This window comes from Mesorhizobium sp. M0751, assembly GCF_040320265.1.
In the GTDB taxonomy this organism is placed as follows: domain Bacteria; phylum Pseudomonadota; class Alphaproteobacteria; order Rhizobiales; family Rhizobiaceae; genus Mesorhizobium.
On sequence record NZ_JAMYPH010000003.1, the window covers coordinates 473,576 to 492,614 of the forward strand.

17 protein-coding genes, 1 tRNA gene and 1 pseudogene are annotated in these 19,039 nt (G+C 62.2%); 17 read left to right on the forward strand and 2 right to left on the reverse strand.

Features of this window, described 5'->3' with window-relative positions:
- The 14 genes from nuoH (at window position 1) to NKI19_RS07665 (ending at window position 14,763) form a co-directional block, all read left to right on the forward strand.
- Entirely contained in the window at window positions 1–1,044 is a 1,044-nt protein-coding gene (gene nuoH / locus NKI19_RS07600) for an NADH-quinone oxidoreductase subunit NuoH (RefSeq protein ID WP_292663045.1), read from the forward strand.
- Window positions 1,044–1,535 carry an NADH-quinone oxidoreductase subunit NuoI gene (gene nuoI / locus NKI19_RS07605; protein WP_023676622.1) on the forward strand — a complete coding sequence of 164 codons (492 nt, stop codon included), beginning with the start codon at window positions 1,044–1,046 and terminating at the stop codon, window positions 1,533–1,535. The genes nuoH and nuoI overlap by 1 nt, the downstream gene beginning before the upstream one ends.
- A gap of 118 nt (window positions 1,536–1,653) precedes the next feature.
- Window positions 1,654–2,274 carry an NADH-quinone oxidoreductase subunit J gene (locus NKI19_RS07610; RefSeq protein ID WP_023676621.1) on the forward strand — a complete coding sequence of 207 codons (621 nt, stop codon included), beginning with the start codon at window positions 1,654–1,656 and terminating at the stop codon, window positions 2,272–2,274.
- 1 nt (window position 2,275) lies between these two features.
- Entirely contained in the window at window positions 2,276–2,584 is a 309-nt protein-coding gene (nuoK, locus tag NKI19_RS07615; protein ID WP_023676620.1) for an NADH-quinone oxidoreductase subunit NuoK, read from the forward strand.
- Window positions 2,585–2,594: 10 nt separating this feature from the next.
- Window positions 2,595–4,568, forward strand: a complete 1,974-nt coding sequence (gene nuoL, locus NKI19_RS07620; RefSeq protein WP_352490243.1) for an NADH-quinone oxidoreductase subunit L — start codon at window positions 2,595–2,597, stop codon at window positions 4,566–4,568.
- The gene (locus NKI19_RS07625; protein ID WP_352951106.1) at window positions 4,568–6,073 is read left to right on the forward strand and encodes an NADH-quinone oxidoreductase subunit M; all 1,506 of its coding nucleotides are present in this window, start codon (window positions 4,568–4,570) and stop codon (window positions 6,071–6,073) included. The genes nuoL and NKI19_RS07625 overlap by 1 nt, the downstream gene beginning before the upstream one ends.
- 18 nt (window positions 6,074–6,091) lie before the next feature.
- Window positions 6,092–7,528, forward strand: a complete 1,437-nt coding sequence (gene nuoN / locus NKI19_RS07630) for an NADH-quinone oxidoreductase subunit NuoN (protein ID WP_352490241.1) — start codon at window positions 6,092–6,094, stop codon at window positions 7,526–7,528.
- A gap of 4 nt (window positions 7,529–7,532) precedes the next feature.
- Window positions 7,533–8,354, forward strand: coding sequence for a biotin--[acetyl-CoA-carboxylase] ligase (locus NKI19_RS07635; protein ID WP_352567617.1), 822 nt, complete (start codon window positions 7,533–7,535; stop codon window positions 8,352–8,354).
- 103 nt (window positions 8,355–8,457) lie between these two features.
- Window positions 8,458–10,128, forward strand: a complete 1,671-nt coding sequence (locus NKI19_RS07640) for a ribonuclease J (RefSeq protein WP_352567618.1) — start codon at window positions 8,458–8,460, stop codon at window positions 10,126–10,128.
- 97 nt (window positions 10,129–10,225) lie between these two features.
- Entirely contained in the window at window positions 10,226–10,630 is a 405-nt protein-coding gene (gene mce, locus NKI19_RS07645; RefSeq protein WP_352490238.1) for a methylmalonyl-CoA epimerase, read from the forward strand.
- Entirely contained in the window at window positions 10,627–10,911 is a 285-nt protein-coding gene (locus tag NKI19_RS07650; protein WP_352490237.1) for a DUF1467 family protein, read from the forward strand. The genes mce and NKI19_RS07650 overlap by 4 nt, the downstream gene beginning before the upstream one ends.
- 560 nt (window positions 10,912–11,471) lie before the next feature.
- Entirely contained in the window at window positions 11,472–12,800 is a 1,329-nt protein-coding gene (gene proS / locus NKI19_RS07655; protein ID WP_352567619.1) for a proline--tRNA ligase, read from the forward strand.
- Entirely contained in the window at window positions 12,797–14,083 is a 1,287-nt protein-coding gene (locus NKI19_RS07660; RefSeq protein WP_352490235.1) for a lipoprotein-releasing ABC transporter permease subunit, read from the forward strand. The genes proS and NKI19_RS07660 overlap by 4 nt, the downstream gene beginning before the upstream one ends.
- Window positions 14,080–14,763, forward strand: coding sequence for an ABC transporter ATP-binding protein (locus NKI19_RS07665; RefSeq protein WP_254818120.1), 684 nt, complete (start codon window positions 14,080–14,082; stop codon window positions 14,761–14,763). The genes NKI19_RS07660 and NKI19_RS07665 overlap by 4 nt, the downstream gene beginning before the upstream one ends.
- Before the next feature lie 390 nt (window positions 14,764–15,153).
- Here NKI19_RS07665 and lipB read toward each other — a convergent pair whose 3' ends face one another.
- Complete coding sequence (lipB, locus tag NKI19_RS07670) at window positions 15,154–15,897, reverse strand: lipoyl(octanoyl) transferase LipB (RefSeq protein ID WP_352490234.1); 744 nt, start codon at window positions 15,895–15,897, stop codon at window positions 15,154–15,156.
- A 177-nt stretch (window positions 15,898–16,074) separates the two neighbouring features.
- Between lipB and NKI19_RS07675 the strand changes: the two genes are divergently transcribed.
- Together NKI19_RS07675 and NKI19_RS07680 are read left to right on the forward strand one after the other, a co-directional pair.
- Window positions 16,075–16,159 (forward strand) — tRNA-Leu (locus tag NKI19_RS07675).
- Window positions 16,160–16,295: 136 nt separating this feature from the next.
- Window positions 16,296–17,678, forward strand: coding sequence for a DUF6538 domain-containing protein (locus NKI19_RS07680; protein ID WP_352567620.1), 1,383 nt, complete (start codon window positions 16,296–16,298; stop codon window positions 17,676–17,678).
- Between the two features lie 535 nt (window positions 17,679–18,213).
- Here the strand turns inward: NKI19_RS07680 and NKI19_RS07685 are convergent.
- A complete protein-coding gene (locus tag NKI19_RS07685; protein ID WP_352567621.1) occupies window positions 18,214–18,411 on the reverse strand; it encodes a hypothetical protein in 198 nt (65 codons plus the stop codon).
- Window positions 18,412–18,465: 54 nt separating this feature from the next.
- Between NKI19_RS07685 and NKI19_RS07690 the strand changes: the two are divergent.
- Window positions 18,466–19,039: pseudogene (locus tag NKI19_RS07690) on the forward strand (transposase); the annotation flags it as partial.

Sequence of the window (19,039 nt, forward strand, 5' to 3'; positions counted from 1 at the left end):
ATGGACACCTTCTTCTCCTTCTACGTGCTGCCGGCGCTGCTGATCCTTTTGAAGTCCGTCGTGCTGATTGTCGTTCTGTTGATCTTCGTCGCCTACGTGCTTTACGCCGACCGCAAGATCTGGGCGGCGGTGCAATTGCGCCGCGGACCGAACGTCGTCGGCCCGTGGGGCACGCTGCAGGCATTCGCCGATCTGCTAAAGTTCGTCTTCAAGGAGCCGGTCATTCCGTCGGGCGCCAACAAGGGCGTTTTCCTGCTGGCGCCCTTGGTGTCGGCGGTGCTTGCGATCTCGGCATGGGCGGTTATCCCGGTCAATGAAGGCTGGGCTATCGCCAACGTCAATGTCGGCATCCTCTATGTCTTCGCCATCTCCTCGCTCGAGGTCTATGGCGTGATCATGGGCGGCTGGGCCTCCAATTCGAAATACCCGTTCCTCGGCGCACTGCGCTCGGCGGCGCAGATGGTGTCCTACGAAGTCTCGATCGGCTTCGTCATTGTCACCGTGCTGCTTTGCGTCGGCTCGCTCAACCTATCCGACATCGTCTTGTCGCAACAGGATGGGCTTGGCACGCGGCTCGGCCTGCCCAACACCTTCCTCGACTGGCATTGGCTGTCGCTGTTCCCGATGTTCATCGTCTTCTTCATCTCGGCGCTGGCCGAGACCAACCGTCCGCCGTTCGATCTCGTGGAAGCCGAATCGGAACTCGTCGCCGGCCACATGGTCGAATATTCCTCGACGCCGTTCCTGTTGTTTTTCCTCGGCGAATATGTCGCCGTCGTCCTGATGTGCGCGCTGGCCACCATCCTGTTCCTTGGCGGCTGGCTGCCGCCCTTCAACTTCGCGCCGTTCACCTGGGTGCCGGGGCTGATCTGGTTCGTGCTCAAGGTCTGCCTGGTGTTCTTCATGTTCTCGATGGTGAAGGCGTTCGTGCCGCGCTACCGCTACGATCAGCTGATGCGGCTCGGCTGGAAGGTCTTCCTGCCGATCTCGCTGTTCATGGTGGTCGCCACCGCCGCTTTCCTCAAGATCACGGGGTTTGCCTGATGTCCGCTCTTTCCCAGGCCGCCAAGTCGCTGCTTTTGCAGGATTTCGTCAGCGCTTTCTTCCTGTCGATGCGCCAGTTCTTCGCGCCGAAGGAGACGATCAACTATCCGCATGAGAAGGGGCCGGTCAGCCCGCGCTTCCGCGGCGAACATGCGCTGCGCCGTTATCCGAACGGCGAGGAACGCTGCATCGCCTGCAAATTGTGCGAGGCGATCTGCCCGGCGCAGGCCATCACCATCGAAGCCGGCCCGCGCCGCAATGACGGCACGCGGCGCACCGTGCGCTACGACATCGACATGGTGAAATGCATTTACTGCGGCTTCTGCCAGGAAGCCTGCCCGGTCGACGCCATCGTCGAGGGCCCGAATTTCGAATTCGCGACGGAGACGCGCGAGGAGCTTTATTACGACAAGGATCGGCTTCTGGCCAATGGCGACCGCTGGGAGCGTGAGCTGGCGCGCAACATCTCGCTGGATGCGCCTTACCGCTGATATTTGACGCATGGACGGGGCGAGGGCCCTCGTTTAAGGAACACGCAACTTGCCAGCCGGAGGCGGTGGCAAAAAACAGGACGAGCGTCCTGTTCTGACAGGAAACCCGGGGGAACCCATGCTGAGTGGACTAGAGGCGGCCTTTTTCTACCTCTTCGCCTTTGTCGCGGTGGCATCGGCGTTCATGGTCATATCGGCGCGCAATCCCGTGCACTCGGTGCTGTTCCTGATCCTGACCTTCTTCAACGCCGCCGGCCTGTTCATGCTGACCGGCGCCGAGTTCCTGGCGATGATCCTGCTCGTCGTCTATGTCGGCGCGGTGCTGGTGCTGTTTCTGTTCGTCGTCATGATGCTCGACGTCGACTTCGCCGAAATGAAGGAAGGCGCCCTGCAATATGCACCGATCGGCGCGCTGGTCGGGCTGATCCTGGCGGCGGAGCTGATCGTCGTGCTCGGCGGCTATACATTCGCGCCGAAACTGGCGGCGACGGTCGCGAAACCCATTCCGGACCTGGCCGCGCGCTCGAACACGGCAGCGCTCGGCGACATCCTCTATACGGATTACCTCTATTACTTCCAGGTGGCGGGGCTGGTGCTGCTGGTCGCCATGATCGGCGCCATCGTGCTGACGCTGCGCCACAAGCCGGGCGTCAAGCGGCAGTCGATAGCCGCCCAGGTCGGCCGCACGGCGGCAACCGGAGTGGAAATCCGCAAGGTCAAGACGGGCGAAGGAGTCTGAGATGGTCGTCGGCATCGCGCACTACCTGACCGTATCGGCGATCCTGTTCACGCTCGGCGTGTTCGGCATCTTCCTGAACCGCAGGAACGTCATCGTCATCCTGATGTCGATCGAGCTGATCCTGCTTGCGGTCAACATCAATTTCGTCGCCTTTTCGGCGGCGCTCGGTGATCTGGTCGGCCAGGTGTTCGCACTGTTCGTGCTGACGGTCGCGGCGGCCGAAGCGGCGATCGGCCTTGCCATTCTCGTCGTCTTCTTCCGCAACCGCGGCTCGATCGCGGTCGAAGACGTGAACATGATGAAGGGTTGACGGAACCACCATGTATCAGGCCATCGTCTTCCTTCCGCTGCTTGGCTTTCTGATCGTCGGCCTGTTCGGCACCTCGCTCGGCGCCAAGGCTTCCGAATACATCACATCCGGCTTCCTGGTGATCGCGGCTGTGCTGTCGTGGGTCGCCTTGTTCTCCGTCGGCTTCGGCGGCGGCGAAGTGTTCACCGTGCCGGTGATGCGCTGGATCCAGTCGGGCGGCCTCGAGGCGGCGTGGGCGCTGCGGATCGATACCCTGACCGTGGTGATGCTGGTCGTCGTCAATACGGTGTCGGCGCTGGTCCATATCTACTCGATCGGCTACATGCATCACGACCCGAACCGGCCGCGCTTCTTCGCTTACCTGTCGCTGTTTACCTTCGCCATGCTGATGCTGGTGACGGCCGACAACCTCGTGCAGATGTTCTTCGGCTGGGAAGGCGTCGGCCTTGCCTCGTATCTGCTGATCGGCTTCTGGTACAAGAAGCCGTCGGCCAATGCGGCTGCGATCAAGGCGTTCATCGTCAATCGCGTCGGCGACTTCGGCTTTGCGCTCGGCATATTCGGCGTGTTCGTGCTGTTCGGCTCGGTCAATCTCGGAACCATCTTCGCCAATGCGGCGACGTTCATTCCGGCGGAAGGCGCGCCGCAAGGCGCGGCCGTGCTGACCTTCCTCGGCTATGCACTCGATAAGCAGGCTGCGATGACGGTCGTCTGCCTGCTCCTGTTCATGGGCGCCATGGGCAAGTCGGCGCAGGTGCCGCTGCACACCTGGCTGCCGGATGCCATGGAAGGCCCGACGCCCGTCTCGGCACTGATCCATGCCGCGACCATGGTCACGGCAGGGGTGTTCATGCTGGCGCGGCTGTCGCCGCTGTTCGAGCTGTCGCATTCGGCTCTGACGGTGGTCACCTTCATCGGCGCCTTCACCGCCTTCTTCGCGGCGACAGTCGGTCTCGTCCAGAACGACATCAAGCGCGTCATCGCCTATTCGACCTGTTCGCAGCTCGGCTACATGTTCGTGGCGCTCGGCGTCGGCGCCTATGGCGCGGCGATTTTCCATCTGTTCACCCACGCCTTCTTCAAGGCGCTGCTGTTCCTCGGCTCGGGCTCGGTCATCCACGCCGTCTCCGACGAGCAGGACATGCGCAAGATGGGCGGCCTGAGGACGCTCATCCCGACGACCTACTGGATGATGGTGATCGGCACGCTGGCGCTGACCGGTGTCGGCATCCCGGTAACGATCATCGGCACGGCCGGCTTCTTTTCCAAGGACGCCATCATCGAAGCGGCGTTCGCCGGCCACAATGCGGTCGCCGCGTTTGCCTTCATATTGCTGGTCATTGCCGCCTGCTTCACCTCCTTCTATTCCTGGCGGCTGATCTTCATGACCTTCCATGGCGAGCCGCGGGCCAGCCACGAGGTCATGCACCATGTCCATGAATCGCCGCCCGTCATGCTGGTTCCGCTGTTCATCCTGGCGGCGGGCGCGCTGTTCGCCGGCGTGATCTTCCACGGCGCCTTCATCGGCGAGGGCTATGCCGAATTCTGGAAGGCGTCGCTGTTCACGCTGCCGGACAACCACATCCTGCACGAAATCCACGAAGTGCCTTTGTGGGTCGAGCTGTCGCCGTTCATCGCCATGCTGATCGGCTTTGCGATAGCCTGGCAGTTCTACATTCGCGCGCCGGAAATGCCTCGGAGCGTCGCCGCCAACCATCGCCTGCTCTACGCCTTCCTGCTCAACAAATGGTATTTCGACGAGCTTTACGACTTCCTGTTCGTGCGGCCGGCAAAGCGCCTGGGCCACTTCTTGTGGAAGACCGGCGACGGCACGGTCATCGACGGGCTCGGGCCGGATGGTATTTCGGCGCGCGTCGTCGACGTCACCAACCGGGTCGTCAAGCTGCAGACCGGCTATCTCTACCACTATGCCTTCGCCATGCTGATCGGCGTTGCCGCACTCGTCACCTGGATGATGCTCTGATGACCGCCTGGCCGATCCTATCGCTGGTCACCTTCCTGCCGCTGGTTGGTGTGCTGCTCATCCTTTTCGTGCGCGACGACAGCGAGAACGCGCGCCGCAACATCCGCGCCATCGCGCTGTTCACGACCGCGTTCACGTTTGTGATTTCGCTGTTCATCTGGACCGGCTTCGACAATTCGCAGCCCGGCTTCCAATTCGTCGAGAAGTTTGCCTGGCTGGATTCCGGCATCTCCTACCATATGGGCGTAGACGGCATCTCGATGCTGTTCGTCATCCTGACCACCTTCCTGATGCCGCTCTGCATCCTGGCTTCATGGGAAGCGATCGAGAAGCGCGTCAAAGCCTACATGATCGCCTTCCTGTTGCTGGAGACGCTGATGATCGGCGTGTTTTGCGCGCTCGACATCGTCTTGTTCTACGTCTTCTTCGAAGCCGGGCTGATCCCGATGTTCATCATCATCGGCGTTTGGGGCGGCAAGCGGCGCGTCTATGCCTCGTTCAAGTTCTTCCTCTATACGCTGGCCGGCTCGGTGCTGATGCTGCTCGCCATCATGGCGATGTTCTTCCAGTCCGGCACCACCGACATCCCGACGCTTCTGACGCACAATTTCCCGGCCAATATGCAGACCTGGCTATGGCTTGCCTTCTTCGCCTCCTTTGCGGTGAAGATGCCGATGTGGCCGGTGCATACCTGGCTGCCGGACGCGCATGTCGAGGCGCCGACGGCCGGCTCGGTGATCCTGGCCGCCATCCTGCTCAAGATGGGCGGGTACGGCTTCCTGCGTTTTTCGCTGCCGATGTTTCCGATCGCATCCGAAATGTTCGCGCCGCTGATCTTCACGATCTCCGTCGTTGCCATCATCTACACCTCGCTGGTGGCGCTGATGCAGGAGGACATGAAAAAGCTGATCGCCTATTCGTCGGTCGCTCACATGGGCTTCGTTACCATGGGCATCTTCGCCATGAACCAGGAAGGCGTCCAGGGTTCGATCTTCCAGATGCTGTCGCACGGCCTGGTCTCCGGCGCGCTGTTCCTCTGCGTCGGCGTCGTCTACGACCGCATGCACACGCGTGACATCGACGCGTATGGCGGGCTGGTCAACAACATGCCGAAATATGCAACCGTGTTCATGATCTTCACCATGGCCAATGTCGGCCTGCCCGGCACCAGCGGTTTCGTCGGCGAGTTCCTGACCATGCTCGGCGTGTTCCGGGTCAACACCTGGGTGGCGTTCTTCGCCGCGACCGGCGTCATCCTGTCGGCGGCCTATGCGCTCTGGCTCTATCGCAAGGTGATCTTCGGCGCGCTGACCAAGGAAAGCCTGAAAGGCCTGCTCGACCTGTCGACGCGCGAGAAGGTGATCATCTATCCGCTGGTCGCGCTGGTCATCTTCTTCGGCGTCTATCCGGCGCCGATCTTCGACGCGACGGCCGAATCGGTCAAGGCGCTCGTTACCAATGTCACCGCATCCATCGGCGCCGCGCAGACCGCGGCGGCGAACTGACTGGGGGTTTTGCGAACCATGACGCCGGACCTTCTCTCCAGCCTGTCGCTCTCGACGCCAGAGCTGATCCTCGCCATCGGCGCCTTGGCGCTGTTGATGCTCGGCGCCTATTCGCGCGCCAACACCACCGTCACGGTGAGCGGCCTTGCGGTCGCCGTGCTGGTGATCGCCGGCGCCTGGCTGATCTTTTCGCCGGGGCAGGGCAACGCCTATGGCGAAGCCTTCATCCAGGATCCATTCGCCCGCTTCATGAAGGTGCTGGCGCTGATCGGCTCGGCGGTGACGCTGGTCATGTCGGTCCGCTTTGCCCAGGCGGAGCGTTTCGATAAGTTCGAATATCCGGTGCTGATCCTGCTCTGCACGCTCGGCATGATGCTGATGATCTCGGCCAACGGCATGATCGGGCTCTATCTCGGCCTCGAGCTGCAGTCGCTGGCGATCTACGTGCTGGCGGCGATCAACCGCGACAATCTGCGTTCGACCGAGGCCGGGCTGAAATACTTCGTCCTTGGCGCGCTGTCGTCGGGCATGCTGCTTTACGGCATCTCGCTGGTCTACGGCTACACCGGCAACACCGGCTTCCAGGAGATCGCCGCGGCGCTGAGCGGCGGCGAGCGTCAGCTTGGCCTCGTGTTCGGCCTGGTCTTCGTGCTGGCCGGCCTTGCCTTCAAGATCTCGGCGGTGCCGTTCCATATGTGGACGCCCGACGTCTATGAAGGTGCGCCGACGCCGGTGACGGCTTTTCTGGCGGCGGCACCGAAGATGGCAGCGATGGCGCTGATGGTGCGCGTCACCATGGGCGCCTTCAAGCCGATCGCGGCCGACTGGCAGCAGATCATCGTCTTCATCTCGATCGCCTCGATGGCGCTCGGCGCCTTCGCGGCCATCGGCCAGACCAACATCAAACGGCTGATGGCCTATTCCTCCATCGGCCATATGGGTTATGCACTGGTCGGCCTTGCCGCGAACAGTCAGGACGGCGTGCGCGGCGTCGCCATCTACATGCTGATCTACCTGGTGATGACGCTCGGCACCTTCGCCTTCATCCTCGCCATGCGGCGCAAGGAGGGCAATGTCGAGCAGATCAGCGATCTCGCCGGCCTGTCGGCGACCAATCCGATCATGGCCACGATCCTCACCATCCTGATGTTCTCGCTGGCCGGCATCCCGCCGCTCGCCGGCTTCTGGGGGAAATGGTACGTGTTCCTCGCCGCCATCAATGCCAATCTCTACGCGCTGGCGATCATCGGCGTGCTGGCCTCTGTGGTGGGCGCCTATTATTATCTGCGCATCATCAAAATCATGTGGTTCGACGAACCGGTCGGCGGCTTCGTGCCGATGGCGACCGAGCTGCGCGTCGTGCTCGGTGTCTGCGGCGCCTTCGTGCTGTTCTACGTGCTGATCGGCGGCCTGATCGGAACCTACGCGGCAGCCGCGGCCAAGACTTTCTTCTAACGGAATGACGTTCAGGCTGGCTCCAACCGCGGCTTCGGAAGGGTTCCGGCTCGAGGCGCACGATACGGTCGGCTCCACCAATGCGCTGGCGCTGGAGCACGCGCGGGCCGGCGATCCGGGCAAACTCTGGGTCGTCTCAAAAAAGCAGGAAGCCGGGCGTGGCCGCCGCGGCCGCGCCTGGGCGACGCCCGAGGGCAATCTGGCGGCGACGCTGCTGGTGATCACCAACACCGAGCTTCGACTTGCCGCGACGCTCGGCTTCGTTGCCGGACTGGCGCTGGCCGACGCGCTCGATGCCGTCGTGCCGAAAGGCAGGATCGCGATCGGCCTCGACGGTGCGAGCCAAGGCAAGAACCGTTTCGAACTGAAATGGCCGAACGATGTGCTTGCCTCGGGCGCCAAGCTCGCCGGCATCCTGCTGGAATCGGCGATGCTGGATAGCGACCGTTCGGCAGTGGCTGTCGGCATCGGCGTCAATGTGGTGGCATACCCTGAGGATTTGCCCTATCCAGCGACGTCGCTCAACGCGTTGGGATCTGCTTGCGACGCCGAGACGCTGTTCCTGGCGCTGTCGGATGCTTGGAGCGAGAATGCGCGGCTGTGGAACGAAGGGCGCGGGCTTGCCGCGGTCAGGCGGCGCTGGCTGGCGCGTGCGGCGGGGCTTGGCGGGCAGGTTGCTGTCAGAATTGACGGTAATGTGGTGCGCGGCACCTTCGAGACCATTGACGAGGGCTGCCGTTTCGTGATCCGCGACGATCAAGGTTCGGTTCTGACGATCGCTGCCGGCGACGTGCATTTCGGCGCGGTTGCCTCGGCTGGCGGTTGACCGGCCAATACGCTTGACTGGCCAGGTATTTGACCAGCTTGAATTTGACCGGCCGACAATTTTGACCGGCCCACAATTTTTGACCGGCAAGGAAGGAAAGACCATGGCGACAGCGGAAAACGCCGAACTTGTCTTCGTGCCGCTCGGCGGTGTCGGCGAGATCGGCATGAACTTCGCCCTCTACGGCTATGGGCCGGCCAATGCGCGCGAATGGATCGTCGTCGACGTTGGCGTCACTTTTCCCGATGCAACCCTGCCCGGCGTCGACCTGGTACTGCCCGACACCCGCTTCATCGAGGAGAATGTCGCCAATCTGCGCGGCATCGTCATCACCCATGCGCATGAGGACCATTACGGGGCGCTGCACGACATCTGGCCGAAGCTCAAGGCGCCGGTGTGGATGACGCCGTTCAGCGCCGGCCTGCTGGAAGCCAAGCGGCAGGGCGAGCAAGGGGCGCCGAAGATCCCGGTGACGATCTACCGGGCCGGCGAGAAATTCACCGTCGGCCCGTTCGAGATCGAAGCCATTCCCGTCGCGCACTCCATTCCCGAACCGATGTCGCTGGCGATCACCACGCCGGCCGGCGTCGTCATCCATACCGGCGACTGGAAGATCGATCCGGCGCCGACGGTCGGGCCGATGACCGACGAGGCGCGCTTCCGCGCCTATGGCGACAAGGGCGTTCTGGCGCTGATCTGCGATTCCACCAATGCGATGCGGGAAGGGGAATCGCCGTCCGAAGTGGCGGTGGGCGAGGGCCTCAAGAGCGTCATCCAGAACGCCAAGGGGCGGGTCGCCGTCACCAGCTTCTCCTCCAATGTCGGGCGTATCGTCTCCATCGCCAAGGCGGCGCGCGATGCCGGCCGCCAGTGCCTGGTGCTTGGCCGCTCGATGAAGCGCGTCATCGATGTGGCTGATGAACTCGGCTATATGGACGGCTTGCCGGAATTCATCGCCGAGGAGGATTACGGCTTCATCCCGCGCGAAAACCTCGTCATCATCTGCACCGGCAGCCAGGGCGAGCCGCTTGCCGCACTCGCCAAGCTGTCGCGCGACGAAATGAAATCGGTGGCGCTGACGGCCGGCGACACGGTGGTGTTTTCCTCGCGCACCATTCCCGGCAACGAGAAGGCGATCCTCGAAATCAAGAACCGCCTGATCGATCTCGGCATCAAGATCATCGAGGACGGCGACGCGCTGGTGCATGTCTCCGGCCATCCACGCCGCAGCGAATTGCGCAAGATGTATGAATGGGTGCGGCCGCAGATCGGCGTTCCCGTGCATGGCGAGGCGGCGCACCTAGTGGCGCAGGGCTCGCTGATGTCGACGTCCGGCATCGGCCAGGTGGCGCAGGTGCGCGACGGCGACATGCTCCGGCTGTATCCGGGTGCCGCGGCCATCATCGACCAGGTGCCGTTCGGCCGCATCTACAAAGACGGAAGGCTGGTCGGCAGCGACCAGGCGATGGGCATTCGCCACCGCCGCAAGCTGTCCTTTGCCGGCCATGTCGCCGTCAACGTCGTGCTCGACGACAAATACGAGCTTGCCGGCGATCCCGATCTCGTCGCCATCGGCGTCGCCGAGGCCGACGGCAGCGGCGAGAGCCTGGAAGACCTGATGATCGATGCGGCAATCGGCGCCGTGGACTCCATCCCCCGCCAGCGCCGAAAAGACCTCGACCTGGTCCAGGAGGCGGTGCGGCGCGCGGTGCGCGGCGCGGCCAACGAAGCCTGGGGCAAGAAGCCGCTGGTGACGGTGTTCGTCACGAGGTAAGGGAATAGGGGAGTAGGGCAGTACGGCAGTAGGGGGAGAAAGTAATTTTTCCCTACTCCCATACTGCCCTATTGCCTTACTGCCCTGAGGAAAACCTATGCTCGGACGCCTCAACCATGTTGCGCTTGCCGTGCCGGATCTGGCTGCGGCTGCGGCGGTCTATCGCGATACGCTTGGCGCCCGCGTGACCGCGCCGCAAGCGCTGCCGGAGCATGGCGTTACGGTGGTGTTCGTCGATGTCGGCAACACCACGATCGAGTTGCTGGAGCCGCTCGGCGAAGCCTCGCCGATCGCCGCATTCCTCGAGAAGAATCCATCCGGCGGCATGCACCATGTCTGCTATGAGGTGGACGACATCGTTGCGGCGCGCGACCGTCTCAAGGCCAGCGGCGCGCGCGTGCTGGGCGACGGCAATCCGAAGACCGGCGCGCATGGCAAGCCGGTATTGTTTCTGCACCCCAAGGATTTCTTCGGCACGCTGGTCGAACTGGAGCAAGCATGAGCTGGGTTTCGTTTGTCGCCCTGTTCTTCGCCACATGGTGGGTGGTGTTGTTCGCCGTCCTGCCGTTCAGCATGCGGACGCAGGACGAGGACCGGGACGTGACGCTTGGCACGGTTCCGAGCGCACCGCGCGGGCCGCATATGCTGCGCGCGGCGCTGCGCACGACGATCGCCACGCTGATCCTCATGGGTATCTTCTACGGCATCACGAGAGGGCTTGGTCTCGGTATCGACGACATCCCGCATATCGTGCCGGATTTCAACCAGAGCCCAGCGCATTAGCCGGCTACCTACCGTGTCCGGCTATCCCAGCCTAGCCGACGCCCTGAAATCAAGCTGAGCCAGCAAGGTCAACCCAAAGTAAAGGCCGGGGCGGGTTTGGGCTGACGCAACGTCATGTAGTTTGGTAATCTGTCGTGCTAACCAAATGATTGCACAAAAAAAATGCAAGGCGCGAGGCCTTGCAATTTAAACGCGTCCGATCTGTTTCCGGTGTCCGGCGGCAGCGAGTTACCGCGCCTAGATCGCATCCTCCCAAGACTTTGACCGCGTAGGAGAGCAGATTTTTCTCTACCCTCTCGGTTATGGGGGCACACTAGCCTAAGGCGGGTGAAAATGTCACGAAGAATTTTGCCCGGAAACAGGCAATCTCGTGCTGCAGTGCACAATAGTACGGCAGGCGTTGCTTGCGAAACGCCCAGCAAGCCGTGTGCGGCAATTGCGGCGTCTATGCCGGGCCTGGGCCGGGTTTCCATTCCGCCATGAAATGGCTATGAAGCCGGGGCAAGCAAGCCAGCGCTGCGCCGATTCCGGCGCCGCCATCCTCTCTCACGGACCAGTCCATGCGTTTGTCGCGCTATTTCCTGCCCATCCTCAAAGAAAATCCGCGCGAGGCCGAGATCGTCTCGCATCGGCTGATGCTGCGCGCAGGCATGATCCGCCAGCAGGGGCAGGGCAGCTTTTCCTGGCTGCCGCTCGGCAAACGGGTGCTGGACAAGGTCTGCCGGATCATTCGCGAGGAGCAGAATCGCGCCGGCGCGCTCGAAATCCTGATGCCGACCATCCAATCGGCCGAGCTGTGGCGCGAAAGCGGCCGCTATGAAGATTACGGCAAGGAGATGCTGCGCATCAAGGACCGGCAAGACCGCGATATGCTCTACGGGCCGACCAACGAGGAGATGGTCACCGAGATCTTCCGCTCCTACGTCAAGTCCTACAAGGACCTGCCGCTCAACCTCTATCACATCCAGTGGAAGTTTCGCGACGAGGTGCGCCCGCGCTTCGGCGTCATGCGTTCGCGCGAGTTCCTGATGAAGGACGCCTATTCGTTCGACCTCGATTATGAAGGCGCCAAGGCCGCCTATAATCGCATGTTCGTGTCCTATCTCAGGACGTTTACGCGCATGGGGCTGCAGGCTATCCCGATGCGCGCCGACACCGGGCCGATCGGCGGCGACCTCAGCCATGAGTTCATTATCCTGGCCGACACCGGCGAGAGCCAGGTGTTTTGCCATCGCGACTATCTCTCGCTTGATGTTCCGGGGGCGAATACCGACTTTTCGAATGACGCCGAGATCGCCGAGATCGTCAAGACGTGGACAACGCCCTATGCCGCCACCGACGAAATGCATGACGAGGTGGCATGGGAGAAGGTGCCGACCGGCGACCGGGTCTCGGCGCGCGGCATCGAGGTTGGGCATATCTTCCATTTCGGTGACAAATATTCCAGGCCGATGGGCGCCAAGGTGACCGGGCCGGACGGCAAGGATCATTTCGTCTCTGGCGGTTCCTACGGCATCGGCCCGTCCCGGCTTGTCGCGGCGATCATCGAGGCCAGCCATGACGATAACGGCATCATCTGGTCGGAAGCGGTGGCACCGTTCGATGTCGGCCTGATCAACATGAAGGCTGGCGATGCCGAATGCGACCGCGTCTGCGGCGAACTGAATGCCGCTTTTGCCGCCGCCGGCAAGGACGTGCTCTACGACGACACCGACCAGCGGCCGGGCGGCAAGTTCGCTACCGCCGACCTGATCGGGCTCCCGTGGCAGGTGATCGTCGGGCCGCGCGGCGTCGCCGCCGGTGAGGTCGAGATCAAGAACCGCAGGACCGGCGAGCGCGAGACGCTGCCGATCGGCGACGTGAAAAAGCGTTTCGGTGCCGCCGCATGAACAAAGCGGCAGCAGCCAAACCTTCGGCGGCAGGACCCTTTTCCGGCTTCGAGCGCATGGTGGCGTGGCGTTATCTGCGCTCGCGCCGCAAGGAGACGGTGATCTCGGTGATCGCCTCGATCTCCTTCCTCGGCATCATGCTGGGCGTCGCGACGCTGATCGTCGTCATGGCGGTCATGAACGGCTTTCGCGCCGAACTGCTGACGCGCATCCTCGGCGTCAACGGGCACCTGATCGTGCAGCCGCTCGACATGCCGCTGGAGGATTACGCGCAGCTTGCCGGCCGCATCAACGGCGTGCCCGGCGTCAAATACGCCATCCCGCTGATCGACGGGCAGGTGCTGGCGCAAGGCAATGTCGGCGGCGGCACCGGCGCGCTGGTGCGCGGCATACGCGGCGAGGATCTCGGCAAGATCACAATCGTCGCCAACAACATCAAGGAGGGCTCGATCGTCGGCTTCGACACCGGCGAGGGCGTCGCCATCGGCAGCCGCATGGCCGAGAATCTCGGCCTTGTGCTTGGTGATACGATCACGCTGATCTCGCCCGAGGGCGACGTCACGCCGCTCGGCACGACGCCGCGCATGAAAGGCTATCCGGTCACCGCGATCTTCGAGGTCGGCATGTCGGAATATGACAGCTCCATCGTCTACATGCCGTTTTCGGAAGCGCAGCTTTATTTCAACATGGACGGCCGGGCGCAGACGATCGAGATCTACACCGACAATCCCGACAATATCGACGCGCTGAAGCCGAAGGTCGAAGAGGCGGCGCAGCGGCCGATCAGCCTTGTCGATTGGCGGCAACGCAACAAGACGTTCTTCGACGCGCTGCAGGTCGAGCGCAACGTCATGTTCATGATCCTGACGCTGATCGTGCTGGTGGCGGCCCTCAACATCATTTCGGGGCTGATCATGCTGGTGAAGGACAAGGGCCACGACATCGCCATCCTGCGCACCATGGGAGCGACGCGCAGCGCGATCCTGCGCATCTTCCTGATGACGGGCGCTGCGATCGGCGTTGTCGGCACCATCGCCGGCGTGCTGCTCGGCGTCGTGATCTGCCTCAACGTCGAGCGCATCCGCCAGTTCTTCTCCTGGCTGGCCAACGAGCGGCTGTTCAATCCCGAGCTTTATTTCCTCAGCCAGCTGCCGGCCCGCATGGATGCCAGCGAGACGATCTCGGTCGTTCTCATGGCGCTGGCGCTGTCGTTCCTGGCGACCCTGTTTCCGGCGTGGCGCGCGGCCAGGCTCGATCCGGTCGAAGCGCTGAGGTACGAATGATGGCCGAGGCCATTATCGAGCTGAAGAGCGTCGAGCGGCACTATGTGCAGGGGCCGCGCAAGCTGACCATCCTGAATGGCGCCGATTTTTCGCTGAAGCGTGGTGAGATGGTGGCGTTGGTGGCGCCGTCGGGCACCGGCAAGTCGACGCTGCTCCATACGGCCGGGCTGCTGGAGCGGCCGGACGCCGGCGACGTGATCCTGGCGGGGCGCGCCTGCGGCCGGCTTTCCGACGACGAGCGCACGGCGATCCGTCGCAACGATGTCGGCTTCGTCTACCAGTTCCACCACCTGCTGCCTGAATTCTCGGCGTTGGAAAACATCATGATGCCGCAACTGATAAAAGGGCTGCCGCGCAAGGAGGCGGCCGAGCGGGCGGCGCAATTGCTCGACTATATGCAGATCGGCAAGCGGGCGCAGCATCGGCCTTCTGAGCTCTCCGGCGGCGAGCAGCAGCGGGTCGCCATTGCGCGTGCCGTCGCCAATGCGCCGCTGGTGCTTTTGGCCGACGAGCCGACCGGCAATCTCGACCCGGTGACCGCTTCCTATGTGTTCGAGGCGCTGGCAGCGCTGGTCCGGCAATCGGGCCTGGCGGCACTCATCGCCACCCACAATCACGAGCTCGCCTCGCGCATGGACCGCCGCGTGACGCTCGCCGACGGCAAGGTCGTGCCGCTTTAGGGTGCGCTGCAATTGAGGTGATGACGGCCTGCGAGCTGGCGTGCGCCGTCCCGCCGCTTTCCGCGGGCGCTGTCGGCCCAAAACGGTCGGCATCTCCCTCTCAACCCATTCTTAACCCTGCCGAAAATGACCGAGCCCAATTCCGGCGATGCCGGGATTGGGATCGTTGACATTCGAACAAAATTAGAACAAAATATGAACATACTAACAACAGGAGAGAGTTATGACCGATCTTGTTCAAGATGTCGTCTCGCTGGTGTGCATGAGCACGTTCCTCATTTCCATGGCAATCTGGATCGGTGCGATGTGAGGACTGAGCTCAAGGATGGGGCTCGACGCTGATGAGCGAGGGCCGCCTTCGCACCTTGGCGCAGGCGTTCGACGAGTGCTTCAGCCGGCCCTGCGGGACACTTCGACAGGCGACACCGCGGCGGGCCCGAATACGTCCTCGAAAGCGGATTTCAGCGCCAGGTCGAGGTCGGCCATGGTCACGGGAAGGCCGAGATCGACAAGGCTGGTGACGCCGTGATCCTGGACGCCGCACGGCACGATGCCGCTGAAATGGCTGAGGTCCGGCTCGACATTGATGGCAATGCCGTGAAAGCTCACCCAGCGCCTCAGCCTGATGCCGATGGCGGCGATCTTGTCCTCGGCCGCCGAGCCGTCGGGCAAAGCGGGGCGGTCCGGCCGCACCACCCACACGCCGACACGGTCCTCGCGCCGTTCGCCGCGTACGTTGAAGGAGGCCAGTGTGCCGATGATCCATTGCTCGAGTGCCGCGACGAAGGCGCGTACGTCCTCGCGCCGTCGCTTCAGGTCGAGCATGACATAGGCGACGCGCTGGCCCGGCCCATGATAGGTGTATTCGCCGCCGCGCCCGGCGGCAAAGACCGGGAAACGCTCCGGCTCGATCAGGTCCTCGCTGCGAGCGCTGGTGCCGGCGGTGTAGAGCGGCGGGTGCTCGACCAGCCAGACCATCTCGACGGCGGTGCCGCTGCGGATGGCCTCGGCGCGCGCCTCCATCACGGCGAGTGCATCGGGATAGGCAGTGAGCCCGGGCTCGATGCGCCATTCGACCGGCGCCGAGCCGGGCAAGGGCAGGAACGACGTGGCGATCTGGCTGCGTTCTGTCATGATATCTCGTCTCGCCACTCATATGGCGGCAATCGGTACAAACGTCCAGTTCCGGGTACGCTCGGCCCCTTGAAGAGTTATGCCGATGTCCGGCCGATTATTGCTGGCCGCGCACTTGTTTCACCGGAAACGATTTGCTACACGCCGCGGGCCGGTTGGTTCCGGCTCCTACCACGTGCGGTCGTGGCGGAATTGGTAGACGCGCAGCGTTGAGGTCGCTGTGGGGCAACCCGTGGAAGTTCGAGTCTTCTCGACCGCACCATCAAATTAGTGAACTGGCTCTCCTAACTCGTTGAAATATCATTCCGACAAATCCCCTCTTTCGGGGGAACTTGGAATTCTGGCCGTAATGCGATACAGTCTGCGATACAAACTGAGATACATCGCGAGATTGGCCCATGCGAAAAGAGGCCGTCGCAGAGCCCGCCAGGGACCCGGATCGCTACCTCATCCGGCGCGACGGGATTTTCTATTACCATCGGCGAGTGCCTGCCAAGCTGGCCGGCATCGACGATCGAGGCAGCTTCATTCGCAAGTCTTTGGGAACGGACGAGCGTCGCCTGGCACGTGCAATGCGCGACAGGCTTGAAGACGCGGATAAGACCCTGTGGGCCGTGCTTCTTTGCGGCGGCGAGACAAGATCAGCACTTGATCAGTATCGCGACGCCGTCCGCCGAGCTGAAGCCATGGGGGTCTCCTATCTTTCAAACGGACAAGTGGCAGGCTTTCAGAATGTTGATGCGATCTTGAAGCGTGTCGAAGCGCTGGAGCGCGTTCAAGCGGCCCCCGCCGTGGCCGACGCTCTCCTTGGCGGTGTGCCGGTGCCGCCGGTCAAAATCTCAGACGCTTTTGATCTCTATGCCGATGAGATCATGGCACATGAAATTGCAGGCAAGAGCCAGTCTCAGCGCCGAATGTGGAGGAAAGTAAAGCAGAGGGCCGTCAGCAATTTTGTCGCCCTGGTCGGCGACAAGCCCATCGGTGAAATCACGCGCGAGGATGGACTGGCTTTCTACCGATTTTGGCTCAAGCGCGTTGCGCCGTCGCCTGATGTCGGACCCGCAACACATTCCGCCTCGGCCGGCAATCGAGATCTCGGCAACATGCGCGACCTCTACAGGCGCTATTTCGCTCATCTGGGCGAGGAACAAAAAGGCACCCCATTTGATGACCTCCGCTTTTCGGAGCGTGGCAAGCGCCGTCGTAAACGCCCGTCATTCGAACCCAAATGGATATCCGATCAGATCATGAGGCCAGGCGCTTTAGCATCCCTGGATGCTCAAGCGCGCCGATGCGTTTTGGCGCTGATCGAGACAGGCGCACGGCCAAGCGAGATATGCAATCTCGACGAGACCGTGATCTTCCTTGACACACCGGTTCCCTACATTCGCATCACCCCACGGGAGGACGCCGATGATCCGCGCGAAATCAAGACCGAATGGTCCGTGCGAGATGTGCCGCTGGTAGGCGTCGCCTTGGAAGTTTTTAAGAGAAGTCCACAGGGATTTCCGCGCTACCGCAATCGTGAAGAGGCACTTTCAGCAAACCTGAATAAGTATTTCAAAACCCACAAACTGTTCCCGACTCTGAAGCACAAGATTTACTCGCTTCGGCACAGTTTCGAGGATCGTATGAAAGAGGCAGGCCTCGACAGTGAGCTTCGCAAAATCTTAATGGGCCATACGATCGAGCGGGTAGAGTATGGTTCGGGCGGATCACTGCAATGGCGACGCGACGAGCTCAAAAAAATTGCTTTGCCTTTCGATCCCGAGATCGTTTGAGCCGTTCCTGGACCCGCAGCATTGCGCCCGTCTCTGCCATCAGTTTCTTCCTTTCGCTTTCAAGACGCTCGTAAATTGGGAGATACGCTTGTCCTTTTTTGCCAGCCTTGTGAATAGCAAGCGCCAGTGTATCCAGAGCGCGGTCAATTCGCTCTAACGTCACAGACTCAGGAACCGTGCTGACCCGTGGCAGAGCACAATTCATCCGCGGTTCCCATCTCCGTTTTCGGCTCGGTGATGACACAGAGGAGATAATGGCAGCAGGAGCAGGTGAGAAAAGCGGTTTGGCTCTGGCATAGCGCGGCGGCGCGCTTCGGCGTAGAAATCGGAAAACGGGCCTGCGGCGGCAGCTCTGAAATCGATCGGCGTTAGGCCTTCATCCGCCGGAGATCGGAATCCGAAACCCACCATCTATGGCACGCGACTGCAGATCAGTCGCGGTACGGCACCTCTCGCCGGGGGTGGCGGTCCCGCGTCTCGCCTGTGGCGCCGCTATGCTGACGCTCCTTCGGCACCCGGTTAACCGGTCTCGAGGTCACGAACTGGCTACGTCGACGAAATGAATCCTCCTTAGACCAATGGACATTTCATCGACTGCGCTTTGTACGCCCTTTTTATTGACGAGGCGTTCTTTTGCTACTGTGGGCAAGCGGCCTGACAACAAATCGAAATCGAGTCCCACGAACTCGAAATTGGGAGTCATGACGATGGTTGATGGGTCATGACCTGCCACTGAGTTTTTCCTCCATCTGAGATTAGAGTCCGGCCTCGATTGAAGGACGGACTGATGAAGAGAAAGCGGTTTACGGAAGAGCAGATCATCGCGGTTCTGCGTGAGCACGAAGCGGGGGCAAAGGCGGGCGACCTGGCGCGCAAGCATGGGATCTCCGAGGCGACGCTGTATAACTGGAAGGCGAAGTATGGCGGGATGGACGTCTCCGATGCCAAACGGCTGAAAGCCTTGGAAGACGAGAACGCGAAGCTGAAGAAGCTGCTCGCCGACCAGATGCTGGAAGCGTCGGCACTGCGCGAGCTTCTGTCAAAAAAATGGTAGGGCCGGCCGCCAAGCGCGAAGCCGTCGCGCATCTGCAGGCCTCGTGGGCCTGTCGGAGCGGCGGGCCTGTTCCTTTGTGGGCGCTGATCGCAAGATGATCCGGTATCGTTCTTGTCGCCCACCTGAGGCGGCACTGCGCGGCCGGCTACGCGATCTGGCCAACGAGCGCCGGCGCTTCGGCTATCGGCGGCTGTTCATTCTGCCCAGGCGCGAAGGCGAGGCATCGGGTATCAACCGCATCTACCGGCTATACCGCGAAGAAGGACTGGCCGTGCGCAAGCGACGCTCCAGGCGCCGAGCGGTAGGA